9 protein-coding genes are annotated in these 16,089 nt (G+C 37.6%); all 9 read left to right on the plus strand.

Going from position 1 to position 16,089, the window contains the following annotated elements:
- The first annotated feature begins 113 nt into the window (after positions 1–113).
- The 9 genes from KBP46_RS17780 (at position 114) to KBP46_RS17820 (ending at position 16,011) form a co-directional block, all read left to right on the plus strand.
- Complete coding sequence (locus tag KBP46_RS17780; RefSeq protein ID WP_062675783.1) at positions 114–776, plus strand: succinate dehydrogenase cytochrome b subunit; 663 nt, start codon at positions 114–116, stop codon at positions 774–776.
- Between the two features lie 15 nt (positions 777–791).
- A complete protein-coding gene (locus tag KBP46_RS17785; protein WP_120232739.1) occupies positions 792–2,804 on the plus strand; it encodes a fumarate reductase/succinate dehydrogenase flavoprotein subunit in 2,013 nt (670 codons plus the stop codon).
- A gap of 24 nt (positions 2,805–2,828) precedes the next feature.
- On the plus strand, positions 2,829–3,596 hold the full coding sequence (locus KBP46_RS17790; RefSeq protein ID WP_062675785.1) for a succinate dehydrogenase/fumarate reductase iron-sulfur subunit: 768 nt from the start codon (positions 2,829–2,831) through the stop codon (positions 3,594–3,596).
- A gap of 308 nt (positions 3,597–3,904) precedes the next feature.
- Complete coding sequence (locus KBP46_RS17795) at positions 3,905–5,446, plus strand: TlpA disulfide reductase family protein (protein ID WP_062675786.1); 1,542 nt, start codon at positions 3,905–3,907, stop codon at positions 5,444–5,446.
- Between the two features lie 108 nt (positions 5,447–5,554).
- Complete coding sequence (gene rlmD / locus KBP46_RS17800) at positions 5,555–6,967, plus strand: 23S rRNA (uracil(1939)-C(5))-methyltransferase RlmD (RefSeq protein ID WP_216443813.1); 1,413 nt, start codon at positions 5,555–5,557, stop codon at positions 6,965–6,967.
- A 31-nt stretch (positions 6,968–6,998) separates the two neighbouring features.
- On the plus strand, positions 6,999–7,475 hold the full coding sequence (locus KBP46_RS17805; protein ID WP_216443814.1) for a DUF6452 family protein: 477 nt from the start codon (positions 6,999–7,001) through the stop codon (positions 7,473–7,475).
- A gap of 18 nt (positions 7,476–7,493) precedes the next feature.
- Positions 7,494–8,105 (plus strand): DUF6048 family protein, encoded by a 612-nt coding sequence (locus KBP46_RS17810; RefSeq protein WP_253297075.1) that lies wholly within the window; start codon positions 7,494–7,496, stop codon positions 8,103–8,105.
- Between the two features lie 275 nt (positions 8,106–8,380).
- Positions 8,381–11,413, plus strand: a complete 3,033-nt coding sequence (locus tag KBP46_RS17815; RefSeq protein ID WP_062675790.1) for a reprolysin-like metallopeptidase — start codon at positions 8,381–8,383, stop codon at positions 11,411–11,413.
- 167 nt (positions 11,414–11,580) lie between these two features.
- Positions 11,581–16,011, plus strand: coding sequence for a GEVED domain-containing protein (locus tag KBP46_RS17820; protein WP_216443815.1), 4,431 nt, complete (start codon positions 11,581–11,583; stop codon positions 16,009–16,011).
- Positions 16,012–16,089: the final 78 nt, after the last annotated feature.

Consider the following 16,089-nt stretch of genomic DNA (forward strand, 5'->3'; position numbering starts at 1 on the left):
TAATGGATGAAAATCTTATTTAGAAAGATTACAAACTGTCTATTTGTGAGATTTCTCACTTTTCGATATTGTTAAACTTTCTTAATTTTGTGGAAATTCAAATTTAAACTTATATGGCAGGTTTAACGAGTTCTACGATAGGTAGAAAATACGCTATGGCATTATCAGCTCTATTTTTGCTGATTTTTCTTATACTGCATTTGACAACCAATTTGTTATCAGTTCTAAACAAGGATGCATTCAATACAGCATCTGACTTTATGGGCTATAATCCTTTTGTGCAGTTCTTAATGCAGCCTATTCTTGGTTTTGCAGTAATTTTCCATTTTGTAATGGGATTTGTGCTTGAGATCAAGAATAATAAAGCGCGTCCGGTAAAGTATGCAGCAAACAATGCATCAGTGAATTCTTCATGGATGTCCAGAAATATGATTATTTCAGGAGCTGTTATTTTAGCTTTCTTGGCGCTTCACTTATATGATTTCTGGCTACACGAAATGAATTACAAGTATGTAGAGGGATTGACTCCTGATGCAGAACGTTTCTGGCCTGAGCTTCATGAAAAGTTTGCTGACCTTTGGAGAGTGGCTTTATATGTAATCTCTTTTGTTTTGTTAGGATTACACTTAGCTCACGGATTCCAGTCTTCATTCCAGTCTATCGGTGCCAGACATCCAAAATATACGCCGGTGATCAAAGCTTTCGGGAAATGGTATTCAATTCTTATTCCTGCAGGATTCATCATCGTAGCAGTTTTCCATTTTATAACTCAATAATATCAATATACTAATATGAGTAAATTAGATTCAAGAATTCCAGCGGGTCCTCTTAAAGACAAGTGGAAAAATCATAAAGACCATATGAACCTTGTTGCACCAAACAACAGAGATAAGATTGATATTATTGTTGTAGGTACAGGTTTGGCAGGAGGTTCTGCTGCAGCTACATTAGCTGAGCAAGGATACAACGTAAAAGCATTCTGCTATCAGGATTCTCCAAGAAGAGCTCACTCGATTGCAGCTCAGGGAGGGATCAACGCAGCTAAGAATTACCAGGGAGATGGTGACTCTACTTACAGATTATTCTACGATACCATCAAAGGTGGTGACTATAGAGCAAGAGAAGCTAACGTTTACAGATTAGCTGAAGTTTCTGCAAATATTATTGACCAGTGCGTTTCCCAAGGGGTTCCTTTCGGAAGAGATTACGGTGGTCAGTTGGATAACCGTTCATTTGGTGGGGTTCAGGTAAAAAGAACTTTCTACGCAAAAGGACAAACCGGACAGCAGTTATTATTAGGTGCTTATTCTGCAATGAGCCGTCAGATCGGTAAAGGAAGAATCAAGATGTACAACCGTCATGAGATGTTGGATCTTGTTATTGTTGACGGAAAAGCAAGAGGAATTATTGCAAGAAACCTTGTAACAGGAGAAATTGAAAGACACTCTGCTCACGCAGTGGTAATTGCTTCAGGAGGATACGGAAACGTATATTTCCTTTCTACCAATGCAATGGGATCTAACGTTTCTGCTGCGTGGAAAATCCACAAGAAAGGAGCTTACTTCGCAAACCCATGCTACGTACAGATTCACCCTACTTGTATTCCTGTTCACGGAACACAGCAGTCTAAACTGACTTTGATGTCTGAATCATTAAGAAACTCAGGAAGAATCTGGGTTCCTAAGAAAATTGAAGATTCAGTAGCGATCAGAGAAGGTAAATTAAGACCTGAAAATATTAAAGAAGAAGATAGAGATTATTATCTGGAAAGAAGATATCCTGCATTCGGTAACCTTGTACCTAGAGACGTTGCTTCAAGAGCTGCTAAGGAAAGATGTGATGCCGGATACGGAATTGAAAATAATGATACTAAAGAAGGTGTTTACCTTGATTTCTCTACAGAGATCATGAAAAAAGGTAAAGAGGCCGCTATCGAAAAACATATTCATAACCCTACAGATCAGCAGATCTATGATCTTGGTAAGAAGTGGGTTGAGGAGAAGTATGGTAACCTATTCGTAATGTACGAAAAAATTACCGCTGATGATCCTTACAAAACTCCAATGAAGATCTATCCTGCAGTTCACTATACAATGGGTGGTGTTTGGGTTGATTATAATCTTCAGTCTACAATCCCTGGATGTTTCGTAATCGGTGAGGCTAACTTCTCAGATCACGGGGCAAACAGACTGGGTGCTTCTGCATTGATGCAGGGTCTTGCTGATGGATATTTTGTACTTCCTTACACGATTGCAGATTACCTTTCTGCAGATATCAGAACAGGAGCTATTCCTACCAATTCAGCAGCATTTGACGAGGCTGAAAAAGGAATTAAAGAGAAAATTAATTTCTTCTTAAACAATAAAGGAACTCATTCTGTTGACTATTTCCACAAACAGTTAGGAAACATTATGTGGAATAAAGTAGGAATGGGAAGAACTCCTGAAGGGTTAAGAGAAGCGATCAAGGAAATTGAAGAAGTAAGAAACAATTTCTGGAAAAACGTAAAAGTTCCGGGAGAAGGAGAAGGAATGAACACTGAGCTTGAAAAAGCATTCAGAGTAGCAGACTTCCTTGAGCTTGGACAATTAATGGCTATCGATGCACTGCACAGAAACGAATCTTGTGGTGGACATTTCCGTGAAGATCATTCAACTCCGGACGGAGAAGCGGAAAGAGACGACGTAAACTACAAATACGTCGGAGCTTGGGAATATCAGGGAGACGATATCAACGCGGAAGTGTTGCATAAAGAAGAACTGATCTACGAGAACATCGAGGTTAAAACTAGAAGTTATAAATAATCTCCAACCTATAAATATAACATTATGAGTGCAAAAAAAGGCTTACATCTTACGCTGAAAATTTGGAGACAAAAAAATAGTAAAACTAAAGGTCAGTTTGAGACCTATAAAATATCAGATGTATCTACAGACTCTTCATTTTTAGAGATGTTAGATATCCTGAACGAAAATTTAATTAACGAAGGAAAAGAACCAATCGCTTTCGACCACGACTGTCGTGAGGGAATCTGCGGTATGTGTTCTCTTTATATCAATGGTAGAGCTCACGGACCTGATACAGGTATTACAACTTGTCAGCTTCACATGAGAATGTTCAAAGATGGAGAGACGATCGTTATTGAACCTTGGAGAAGTGCTGCTTTCCCTGTAATCAAAGATTTGATGGTAGACAGAAGCGCATTCGACAGAGTAATGGCAGCAGGAGGATTCATCTCTGTGAACACTTCCGGTAATACACTGGACGCTAACGCTATCCCTGTTCCCAAAGAAGATGCAGATAAAGCAATGGATGCTGCAGCTTGTATCGGATGTGGAGCTTGTGTAGCTACATGTAAAAACGGGTCTGCAATGTTATTCGTTGGAGCAAAAGTTTCTCAGTACGCATTACTTCCACAAGGTAGAGTAGAAGCTAAGAGAAGAGTTCTGAATATGGTGAAAGCTATGGACGAAGAAGGATTCGGAAACTGTTCAAATACCGGAGCATGTGAGGTAGAATGCCCTAAAGGTATTTCTCTTGAAAACATTGCGAGAATGAACAGAGAATACATGGCTGCTCTTGTAGATCAAGGATAGAATTGATTCAAATACATAGAAAATCGTCTTCATTTTTGGAGGCGATTTTTTTATGGAAAAGTTAACCCTGTTAAAGTTTGTTAACTTATTAACTGATCTTCGTTATTCTTTATTTATTAAGTATATATTTGGAAGGTAATTGAATCGTTTTCTGAAAAAACTTTCAAATACTTTTTACCTCCAAAAAGATGATCTCCAATAATTGGAATATCTCTTTTTAATGGTAATAATAAAATTTTTAAAAAAAATAATTAGTGTGAATTAGCAAGCCCTAAAAAGCGTATTTTTGTGTAATATTAAAAATTGAAATGAAAAAATATCTTTTATTGTTTATCATCACATTCTTTGTGATGTCTTGTTCAAAAAAAGTAGAAGTAAAAGGAAAAATTACCGGAAGCTCACCATTAGAAAGAATTGAATTTGTAGAAGCTTCAGGAGTAGGAACCCTGCCTTTGATTAATATAGGTCTTGATAAAGACGGAAACTTTTCAGGGAATTTTGACGCTCCTAAAGATGGAATGTACGTAATCAATTACGCGGGCAGACAAAGCCTGATTTATCTTGAAGGTGGCCAAAAAGTAAATATCTCAGGAAACGGAGCTACTTTCCCAAATGAATATGTGATTACCGGAGATGCTAAAAAGAATAATGACTTCCTTACGGCAAGTATGAAGTTCTTGGCAGACTATGGAGGTAAAGTTAATTTACCTGTATTAATGGGTGGTGACGAAGCTGCATTTTTGAAAGGTATGCATAAAATTGAAGCAGATATTAATAAAAATGTAGATGATCTTGCCAAGAAAAATAATCCAAGCAAAGGACTTTTGGAATGGAAGAAAAACGATGTGAAAGTAACCATTCTTAACTTGCTTGCCAACTATGAAATGTCTCACGGTCCAATGTCTGGGAACCCATCTTTCAAAGCTTCTAAGGCCTTCAAAGATTACGAAACTCAGCTGGAAACAGACAAAGATGGAATGGTAAAAACTATTCCTCTTTACAGACAATATCTTCTTGTAAAAATGACTCCTGATTTCCAGAAATATGCTGAAGCAAACAGCAAAGGAAAAACAGGGATTACAACTTCTGAGATGTTCGCCCAGTATTTAAAAACAAAAAAAGATTTATCTCAAACTGCAAAAGATTATCTTCTTGCATTTGTAATGGCTCAGGCTGATATTCATCCAACAACTCCAGCTGCCAATATTGACAAGATTAAAAAGATCATCGATTCAGATATTAAAGATGCTACGATTAAAAGTGACCTTTTAAAAATGCAGGTAGCTATTACAGGACTTAAAATCGGAGAGACAGCTCCTGAAGCAGCGTTAGCAAAACAAGACGGAAAAACATATAAACTTTCTGAAAACAAAGGAAAACCTTATATGTTGTTCTTCTATGCTTCATGGAATCCTTACATTAGCGAAGCTACAGTACCTGTATTAAAAGAAGTGGTAAACTTTTATAAGTCTAAAATGAATTTTGTATTTGTAAACGTAGACGATACAAAAGATCAATTCATTAAGACAAGCAATTCTTTATTAAAAGGAATTCAGGGAGTGAATGTTTATGGAGAAGGAGGATTGAACTCTGACATCGCTAAGAAATATGGAGTATACGGGTTCAAGTTACCTTGCTTTGTCATTATCGATAAAGATGGTAAAATTGCCAGCAGATCTTTCGTAAACCTTGGTGAGCAGGAACTAGTGACTATTTTGGATAAACAAACAGGTCTTTCAGCTCCGAAGGTAGATCCAAATGCACAAATGCAGCCACAATTACAGCTTGATCCATCTGCAATGCAACAAGCGCCACAGCCAGCAAATCCACAGCCGGCTCCAACAAAATAATAAACTTTAACACAGTATAGAAACCTTATCTTCGGATAAGGTTTTTTTTATTGTATTTTTGCAAACCGGAACGTAAAAGTTCCCATTAGGAAAATAGAAAATTTTAGAATGAGTAGGAAGAAAAAAAGAGATCTAACTCTTGAAAATATAAAATTGTTGACAGCCGGAGCAAAAGGCGTGGCAATAGGAAAAACAGAGGAAGGTAAAACGGTAATGGTAACAGGCGCAATTCCAGGTGATATTGTGAATGTGAGAGTGAAAAAAGCAAAGTCTAAATACTATGAAGGCGAAGCCATTGAAGTACTTGAAAAATCACCGTACAGAGTTGAGCCTAAATGTATTCATTTTGGTACTTGCGGAGGATGCAAGTGGCAGAATATGAGCTATGAAAAACAGCTTGATTTTAAACAGGAAGAAGTCTATAATAATATCAAAAGGATCGGAGGAATTGATGACTTTGAAACGGTTCCGATTCTAGGATCTGAAGAACAATATTTTTACAGAAATAAAATGGAGTTTTCCTTCTCCAATGCGAGATGGCTTACTCAATATGAAATAAGCTCCGAAGAAAATTTCGGGAGCAAAGATGCCTTAGGTTTTCATATTCCCGGAATGTGGAGCAAAATTCTTGATTTGAAAGAATGTTTCCTTCAGGAAGATCCTTCTAATGCTATTAGACTGGCTGTAAAGGAATATGGTGTTAATACTGGCCTGGATTTCTTTGATGTGAGAAATCAGGAAGGTTTCTTAAGAACCTTAATGATGAGACAGAACTCTCATGGAGAATGGATGATTCTTTTCCAACTTTACAGAGAAGAAAAAGAAAACAGAGAGAAACTTTTTGAATTCTTATTAGAAAAATTCCCACAGATTAAAACATTGGTATATGCCATTAATCCTAAGCAGAATGACTCTATCTATGATTTAAATATCAACGTATATTTCGGAGAAGGGTATCTTATGGAAGAAATGGATGGGCTGAAGTTTAAGATTGGACCAAAATCATTCTTCCAGACCAATTACAAACAAGCGTTGGAATTATACAGAAAAACACTGGAGTTTGCAGACCTGAAAGGTGATGAAGTAGTATATGACCTTTATACAGGAACAGGAACAATTGCTCAGTATGTAGCGAGAAATGCAAAACAGGTAATCGGAATAGAATCTGTACAGGAAGCAATAGATGCAGCAATAGAGCATGCAGCATTGAACGGTTTAACAAATACAACATTCTATTGTGGAGATATGAAAGACATTTTCAATGATGAATTCATGGCCAGCCACCCTAAAGCAGATGTATTAATCACAGATCCGCCAAGAGACGGGATGCACCAGAAGGTTGTAGAGCAGATTCTTAAGCTTTCACCGGAAAAAGTAGTTTATGTAAGCTGTAACTCTGCTACACAGGCAAGAGATCTTGCTTTAATGAAAGACCATTATACTTTAGTAAAGATCTTACCAGTAGATATGTTCCCACAAACACACCATGTTGAGAACATTGCATTACTGATTAAAAAATAAATTTATTTAAATTTGAATTTCAAATCTTAATATGAAGTACTTTAAATTTCTTATAGCGATCTGCTTTTTAGGAATGCTTGTTTCCTGTGGGGGTGACGATGATATTTGTGAAAGCGGAGAAGGAACTCCCAGAATGAAGGTGGCCTACAGAGATAAGGATAGTGGAAAAGAGACTACTCTGGATTCACTCTATGTTGCAGTAGATTATGGTGCAGGAAAGATAGATCTCGGAGTCGCTGTAAAGACTGATTCAAGGTTAATTCCTCTACGGGTAGACAATTCACCTTATACAGACGTTTATTTTAAACTTACTAAAAAGGGGAAGGAATCTAAAGTAAGAATTAATTATACAACGAAGTCAACCTATGTATCTCCCGGATGCGGAATCAAAAAGTATTACGAGAATTTAACTTCAGAATTAGTAACTCCGGATCCAGTTCAGAAAGTGGAGGTCGGACAAAATCAAATAGAAAATGAAGACAAGACTAATCTTTACCTTTCTTTTTAGTTTATTTGGAATAATAAGTTGGGCACAAGACAAAAAAAGGAAGCAGAGAAGAAGGTTCAGGAAAAATATGAACCTAATTTTATGGTTGGCCTTGATGTATTGAATACCGGAGCCGGATTTTTTTCAGATAGAAAACTGTATCAGGGATTTATTTCCTCCAAGATCAAAGGAAATGTTCATGCTATTGCAGAAGCAGGTTTTGAGAAAAACGTATATCAGAAAAATGGCTATGATGCTAAGGCAAACGGACCTTTCGTGAAGTTAGGTGCATTCTATATGCTTGCAAAAGATGCTGAAAATGAATTCAACGGATTTTATGCCGGAGGAAAAGTGGCAGGATCATTCTATAATCAGGAATATATGGCGATTCCTGTTCGTGGATTTGGAGGAAGTAATTCTTCTGAAGCATTTCCTTCATCCTCGCAGTCTTCTTTTTGGCTGGAGGGAACTATTGGAGGTAGAGTACAGTTATTCAGCTCTAATTTTTATATAGATGTGAATCTTCAGCCAAGATATATGGTATACACTACCAAGCAGGATGACATCTCTCCGATGATAGTTCCCGGGTTCGGAAAAAGTTCCTCAAAGTTTAATATGGGATTTGCATGGAATATTGCTTATAAGTTCTAGAAATAACTGCTCTTAGCGTTTAAAATATAAAAAACACAAACTTTAGATTGTTCTAAAGTTTGTGTTTTTTTTAATGAATGTTACTTATAATTTCTATAAATGATAATCCTTGAATTGTACAATATATAGAATATAAAATTAATCATATTCTTTGATTTGTATTTTTTTAATGAATATGTTTGTTAGGTGTATAATATTAAAAATATTAAGTTATTTCATTTGTATGATTTATAAAATAGCTATATTTGGCGGAAATTATAATTGTGTTTTAATTTATGAAAAAAGTATTTACTGCTTTAATGTTTACTTTTATAGGAGGAGCAGTGTTCGGCCAATGGACACCCACCTCTCTTAAAAAAGGAGACGATAACAAAAGAAGTACAGGATTTAGAGTAGATCAATCTAATGTAAGAAGTAACGGGTATTATAAACTGGACCTGAACTTACTAAGATCTCAGCTGAAGAATGCACAGGAAATGGGAGCAAATTCCACTCCTGTAGTAATTTCTCTTCCTACAATGAGCGGGAAGATTGAAAGGTTTAATGTATATAGTTTTCCAGTAGTTGTAAAAGAACTGGCAGACAAGTATGAATTAGGATCTTATGTTGGAACTAGTGTCGATGACCCTACCAAATACTTAAGATTCAGTATCGCTCCTAATGATTTTCAGTCAATGATCATCCATGGAGATAAATATGAATTTATAGACCCTACAGCCGCAGATAAAACAGTGTATGCTGTTCATCCTAAAACAAAAAAGGAAAAGAACGGTTTCTTGTGTTCTACAGAAGAATCTCCTGCTGCTAAGAAGGAAATAGATGCTTTATTAAAAAATGGACAGTCGTTCACTAATCAGCCGACAACTTTTAACAAAAGTTCTGATAAGAAATACAGAACAATGAGACTGGCAATGTCTGTTACAGGTGAGTATACGCAATACTTTATGGGACTTGCTGGTGTACCTGCTACTGCTACGGATGATCAGAAAAGAGCTCCTGCACTTGTTGCTATCAATAATACTCTTACCAGAGTAAATGGAGTTTTTGAGAAAGACTTTGCATTGCATTTGAATTTACAGAACTTTCCTAATGTAATTTATATTGATCCTGCTACTGATCCATATTCTGCAGCTGCAACCGGAGCACAGGGAGCGTGGAACGCGCAGTTACAATCAGCTTTGACAGCCAATGTTGGAAATACCAACTATGATATCGGACACTTATTCGGTAAATCTGGAGGTGGAGGAAACGCCGGATGTATCGGATGTGTATGTATTAATCCTACAACTTCAGTTCCTAAAGGAAAAGGTTCAGGATATACTTCTCCTGCGAATGGAATTCCATCAGGCGATAGCTTTGATATCGACTATGTAGCCCATGAGATGGGGCACCAGTTAGGAGCTAATCATACTTTCTCTCATAATCTTGAAGGAAGTGGAGTAAATATGGAACCTGGTTCTGGAACTACTATTATGGGATATGCTGGTATTACCGGTCCTGATACAGATGTTCAGCAAAACTCTGATCCTTATTTCCATAAAGCAAGTATCGGTCAGGTACAAGCAAACTTAATTGCAAAAACTTGTGACGTAGAAACTACAATTACCAATAACCCACCGGTAATTGCTGATCTGCCAACATATACTATACCAAAAGGTACTGCTTTTGCTTTGACGGGTAGTGCTACAGATCCTGAAAATGACCCAATGACTTATTCCTGGGAAGAGGTAGATGATGCCTTGGTTTCTATTGATAAATATAACTTAGGAAACACAACATCAGGAGCTTCATTCAGATCTGCTGCTCCAAACGCAAGCCCAACAAGATATTTCCCGAAATTTACGTCTGTAATGAACGGAGTATTAAATAATGCAAACAATACTTGGGAGGCAGTGTCTACTACGGCAAGAACTACAAATTTTGCATTAACGGTAAGAGATAATAATTCCAATGTAGCTCAACAGCAATCTGCTTTTAAAGTTCAGACAATTGTTGTAGGAGATAATGGTCCTTTCAGATTAGCTAACCAATATGCTGATGTGAATACTCCAACTCCAGTTCAATGGATTGTTGCCAATACCAATGCAGCTCCTTATAATGTTGCTAATGTAAAAATTGATTACACTACAGATAACGGAACAACCTGGACGGTATTATCAGCATCAACACCTAATGACGGATCTGAAAACTTCACTTTCCCTTCTTCATTGAACGGTCAGACAATTAAAGTAAGAGTTTCTTCAATAGGAAATGTTTTCTATGCGGTAGGACCTGTAAGTATTGCACCTCTATCTGCTTGTAGCAGTGCTGCTCCAACCAACGTTGTTGTAAGTAACATTACAGTGTCTTCAGGAAGTGTATCTTGGATGTCTTATACAGGCGCAACTTATAAAGTACGTTACAGAAAAGTAGGTACAACTGTATGGACTGAAGCTGATACAGCAGTTCCTTCAATCAACTTAAGTAACTTAATTGATGGTACAACGTATGAAGTTCAGGTAGCTTTAGTTTGTGGTACTACAGTAGGAACATATTCTGCATCCGTAAACTTCAGTACACCTGCACTTGCTTACTGCGCAGCTGCTTCAACAAGTTCAGACTATGAGTATATTGCCAATGTGACACTTGCAAATGTAAATAACACTTCTGTAAATAGTACATATACAAACTATACAACAAATACAGCACTTCAAATTAACTTAACAAAAGGGAATGTTTACCCTATGTCTGTTACCGTAGGGAACTCCGGTAGTGCTGATTATGATACGGTAGCTGCATTTATAGACTTTAACAAAGATGGTGTTTTCAGTGATTCAGAAAGAGTATTGAATTATCCTGTAACATTAACGCAGCCATCAACTGTAGTAAGTGGGAACGTTACAATTCCTGCGAATGCAGTAGAAGGACAGCCGTTAAGAATGAGAGTTGTAGCATTCTATGTAGGTGCTGGAACTGGAGGTGGTAACGTTGGTTTATCATTACCTTCAGATTATGTTTGTGATGAACTTTTCGATGGTGAGGTTGAGGATTATAACGTAGTGATTACAGGTAACCTTGCTACTTCTGAAAGTACTGTTAAAAATAATGGTATTCAGATTTATCCAAACCCTGCAACTGATGTTCTGAATATTACTAAAGTTTCAGATAAAGCAACTTATAAGATTTATAGTGCAGCTGGACAATTAGTAGACAGAGGAAATATCAATAATGGAAAGGTTAATGTTTCAGCTTTAGTTAAAGGTGGTTATATTATTACAATAGATGATAAAGGAATTGAACAATTCAAATCTAAATTTATCAAGAAATAAAGATAACCTTTAAATATTAGTAAATCCCCGGGAAGTCCCGGGGATTTCTTTATTTAGAGCATAAGTAATAAATTTGTTATTTTTTTATAAAAAAAACATAAATGTACTTATAAATTAATAATAAAAAATGATTAGATTTGTGTGATTAATATTATAATGAAAACATTATGAAGAAATTCTTTACCTCTTTAATTCTGTTTCTCTGTTTGATTTGTACAGGCTTTGTATCCAAAGTCTCGGCTCAGGCAGGACAGATCGGGACAGGAACGGGTACCTCTGTGTATCTCCCCATACGTTCCTATTATGGGTATAGTTATTCCCAGCAGATTTATACAGCTGCGGAACTTACGACGGCCATTGGTACGTCGAACTATATCACAGCTATAAAGTTTTATTCTACCACCGTCGCAACCTCTCAGGCTGTATATAAGGATTGGGTGGTATATATGGGAAACACAACCCAGAATAACTTTACATCCAATACAAACTGGATTCCATTAAGTTCACTGACTCAGGTGTATGCCGGAGATTTACCTACCCTATCAAATGGAAACTGGGTAACTCTTCAATTGGCTACTCCATTTTTATGGAATGGAACAGACAATCTTGTGGTTGCTGTCAATGAAAAAACTCCAGGTTATGCATCTTCACCAGGTACGGCCTGGGGATCTTATAATGCCGGGGCCAACCGAGGGATCATCTATTATGAGGATACTGCAAATCCAGATCCTGCAGCACCTCCTTCTGCAAAAGACAGACTCGCAGATATTCCTAGAATACAGTTGGAAAGCCAACCGCTTTCAGCTTGTTCAGCGGCTCCGCCTACTAATATTGCAGTTTCAAACCTTACAACAACTTCTGCTAATGTGAGCTGGTATCTTTCTGCAGGAGCCACTTATGTGGTAAGATACAGGCCTGTATCAGGTGGCCCTTGGATAACAATCAATGTTACAACTCCTTTGGTCGGAAACCAGCTTATTACCGGATTAACTGAGCAGACCCAGTATGAAGTTCAGGTAGCCACTGTTTGTGGTGGTTCACAGGGAGCATTCTCTTCCAGCACCAACTTTACAACTCCAGCACTCACTTATTGTAATTCCGCTGCGACAAGTACTTTTATTGATGGATATATCAATCAGGTTTCTGTTAATGCACAAGGAGCCCCATCCATGTACAGTAACTCTGGTCAGAGTGGTTATACAGATTATAGTACGGATCCTGCGAGAGTAGTTACTTTGGTAAGAGGGGGAACTGCTACTGTTTCAGTTTCAAAAACGTGGCCAGGTTATCAATACAGCTTCTTGACTGGAGTTTGGATTGATTTTAACCGTAATGGTGTTTTTGAAGCAACTGAAAGAGTGCTTACTTCACCAAGTAATACAACAACTCCGGTTACCGCTACATTTACAGTACCAACTGCTGCCGGTGGTGCCTACGCAGGAAACCTGACTACAAAAATGCGTGTTGTATTAAACGAGTACAGCCCCATTAATGCTTGTGGAACATACTCTTACGGTGAAACTGAAGATTATGCTGTGAAACTGATCGATTTGGCAGGATGTTCTACAGCGCCGCCATCTAATATTATGGTTAATAACGTAACTCCTTCTTCAGCGAATGTTACTTGGACATCTACTACAGGAGCTACTTATATAGTAAGATACAGGGTTTCTCCTTCCGGAGCATGGCAGCAGATAGCAGTAAATACACCATTAATCAGTAACCAATTACTTACAGGATTATTGGAGCAGACTGCATATGATGTACAGGTTGCTACTGTTTGTGGAGGTACTACAGGGGCATTCTCACCAACCGTTACCTTTACAACACCTGCACTTACTTATTGTACAGCAGGTCCTACAAGTAATACTGCAACAAGCGGATATATTAATAATGTAACTGTTACTCCTACGAATACTCCTATTATGATGAGTAATTCCGGATCTGACAATTACAAAGATTATACAGCGGATGCTACAAGAGTAGTAATCTTTGAAAGAGGTTCTGCAAATAATAAAATTTCTGTAAACAAATACTGGCCGGGTTCTCCTTCTTCATATGCAGTTTCAGCATGGGTAGACTTTAACAGAAACGGAACATTTGAAACCAGCGAGAGAATTCTTAATACAACCTATAATACAACTACACCGGTAACAGCTACTTTTGCAGTACCTACGGTGGCAAGTGGTAACGTGTATACAGGAAATCTTCCTACCCGTATGCGTGTAGTAATGAGATATTTTGATAATGCTAATCCATGTGGAACATTCACTCAGGGAGAAGTAGAAGATTATGCAGTAAAATTTGTAGATGCTCAGCCTTGTTCAACAGCTCCTCCAACAAATATTACAGTAAATAATATTGGTGCTACTACAGCAACTGTATCATGGGTTGCTACCGCTGGTGCTACATATAATATCAGATGGAGAGTTGCTCCAAGTGGAGCCTGGCAAACCGCTACAGTTCCTGCTGGTCAGAACTTCTACGGAATTACTGGTCTTACTGAGCAGACCAATTATGAAGTTCAGGTTTCTACCACTTGTAATGGTTCTACAGGATCTTACTCCTCATCAGTAACATTCACAACACCTCCATTGACTTACTGTCAAATGACAGGTACCGGTACAAATGACCATATTTCGAATGTAACAGTTACCTCTTCGAACCTTGGAGTGCCACCAATGAATAATACTTCGGTACAAACCAATTATACCAGCTATACTACTCCGGAGACGCTTATAACTTTAGATGTAGATTCTCAGAATAATAAAATCTCTGTAGCGAAAGGTTGGACAGGTGCCACAGGTAACGATGCTGTAACAGCATGGATCGACTTTGACAGAAACGGACAGTTTACAGATGCCGAGAGAATTTTAATTTCTCCAGCCAATACAACTACTCCGGTAACGGCTACTTTTGCTGTTCCTTCAAATTCTTACACAGGACCATTGACAACTACAATGAGAGTTGTATTAAAACGTACAAATGCTCCAGTAATGTGCCAGAATGCAGTGGATGGGGAAGTGGAAGATTATAGAGTAAGAATCAGACCTTGTAGTAATGCAACTCCTAACGCTCCAACATTTACAACTACACATACAACAGCTACTGTTACCATCACGGGAGCAGGAGTGAGCTATGTGGTGAGATACAGAGCTCAGGGAACAACAGCTTGGACGCAAGTATATGCTTCAGCACAATTGGGTAACCTTCCGTTAGTAATCACCGGATTGACACCAGCAACTACTTATGAAGTAGAGGTAGCAGCAATTTGTGGAGATATCGTTGGAACAGCAACACCAATCAAGACATTCACTACAAGATGTGATCCTACTCCTCCAAATGTAACAGTAAGTAACATTACTCCAACAACAGCATTGATTACATGGGCTCCGCTTGCAGCAAGCTCTACGTATACAATGAGATGGAGAAAAGTAGGTACTACTACATGGGCAACTATAAGTTTACCAGCAGCTCCTGCAAATACTTATGTATTGGGAAGTGCAACTCCTTTAGAGCCATATACAACTTATGAAGTACAGATTGCTAACCAGTGTAATGGTGAAACAACATTGAATCCATATTCTAACCCTAAAGTATTTACTACAGAAAGAATATGCCAAATTCCGCCTCCAGGATTAACAATTACTCAATTGCTTCCTACATCAGCGGCAATTCAATGGGATCCGTTCCCGGGAGCAACGTATGTTCTTAGATATAGAAAAGTAGGTATTCCAAGTTGGACAGAAGTACCATCATTAGTTAATAACCTTGTATTGACAGGTCTTACAGAATTAACAAAATATGAAATGCAGGTAGTGAATATCTGTAACGGTACGCCAGGAAACTATACTCCTCCTTACTACTTTACAACACCTACAGTAATCTACTGTAAGATGAAAGGTGAAAACTCTACAGGAGAGCATATCTCTAAAGTTACTGTGAAGCCTACAGGTAAGAAAACAATGGAGAATGAATCCGGAGCTTCTACTTATACAGATTATACTGGAGTTCCTAAAACATTTATCGAGATGATCCAGGGATCAACTGACAATGAGATCATCATTGAGAAAAAATGGACAGGAACTACTTACAATGAAGGAATCGCAGTTTGGATTGACTTCAACAGAAACGGAGAGTTTGACATCAACGAAAGAGTATTTACTTCTTCACCTAATTCAAACAGCCCTGTTTCAGGTAAATTCAATGTACCTGCAGATGCTTTTGTAAGTATGACAGATTATAAGTATGTAGTGATGAGAGTAGCGATGTCTAGAGACGGTATCCCTGTGAACTGTACTGACTTCAAAAACGGAGAAGTAGAGGATTACACGGTAAGAATCTCTAAACCGACTGTTGCTAATCCAATTGATCAGACAAGTGTTATGATTTATCCTAACCCGGTAAGCTCAGTATTGTTTGTGAAAAATGTTAGCAAGAGAGCTAAATACAAAATCTACAATGCTGCTGGGCAGGTAATTGCTGACGGTATCTTACTAAACAACCAGATCAATGTAAGCAGATTGATTAACGGTGTTTATGTAATTGATATCGACGATAACGGTAATACTACCCAAAAGAAATTTATCAAAGAATAAGTCATTTAAATTTCACATAGAATAAGCCTCCATTTTTGGAGGCTTATTTTTTATTAAATTATCTCATTGGAATAATGT

The organism is Chryseobacterium sp. PCH239 (genome assembly GCF_018924625.1).
Classification (GTDB): Bacteria; Bacteroidota; Bacteroidia; order Flavobacteriales; family Weeksellaceae; genus Chryseobacterium; species Chryseobacterium cucumeris.

Coding starts and splice junctions, on each gene's coding strand:
- KBP46_RS17780 (WP_062675783.1), top strand. CDS start 114: ATGGCAGGTTTAACGAGTTCTACGATAGGTAGAAAATACGCTATGGCA.
- KBP46_RS17785 (WP_120232739.1), top strand. CDS start 792: ATGAGTAAATTAGATTCAAGAATTCCAGCGGGTCCTCTTAAAGACAAG.
- KBP46_RS17790 (WP_062675785.1), top strand. CDS start 2,829: ATGAGTGCAAAAAAAGGCTTACATCTTACGCTGAAAATTTGGAGACAA.
- KBP46_RS17795 (WP_062675786.1), top strand. CDS start 3,905: ATGAAAAAATATCTTTTATTGTTTATCATCACATTCTTTGTGATGTCT.
- rlmD (WP_216443813.1), top strand. CDS start 5,555: ATGAGTAGGAAGAAAAAAAGAGATCTAACTCTTGAAAATATAAAATTG.
- KBP46_RS17805 (WP_216443814.1), top strand. CDS start 6,999: ATGAAGTACTTTAAATTTCTTATAGCGATCTGCTTTTTAGGAATGCTT.
- KBP46_RS17815 (WP_062675790.1), top strand. CDS start 8,381: ATGAAAAAAGTATTTACTGCTTTAATGTTTACTTTTATAGGAGGAGCA.
- KBP46_RS17820 (WP_216443815.1), top strand. CDS start 11,581: ATGAAGAAATTCTTTACCTCTTTAATTCTGTTTCTCTGTTTGATTTGT.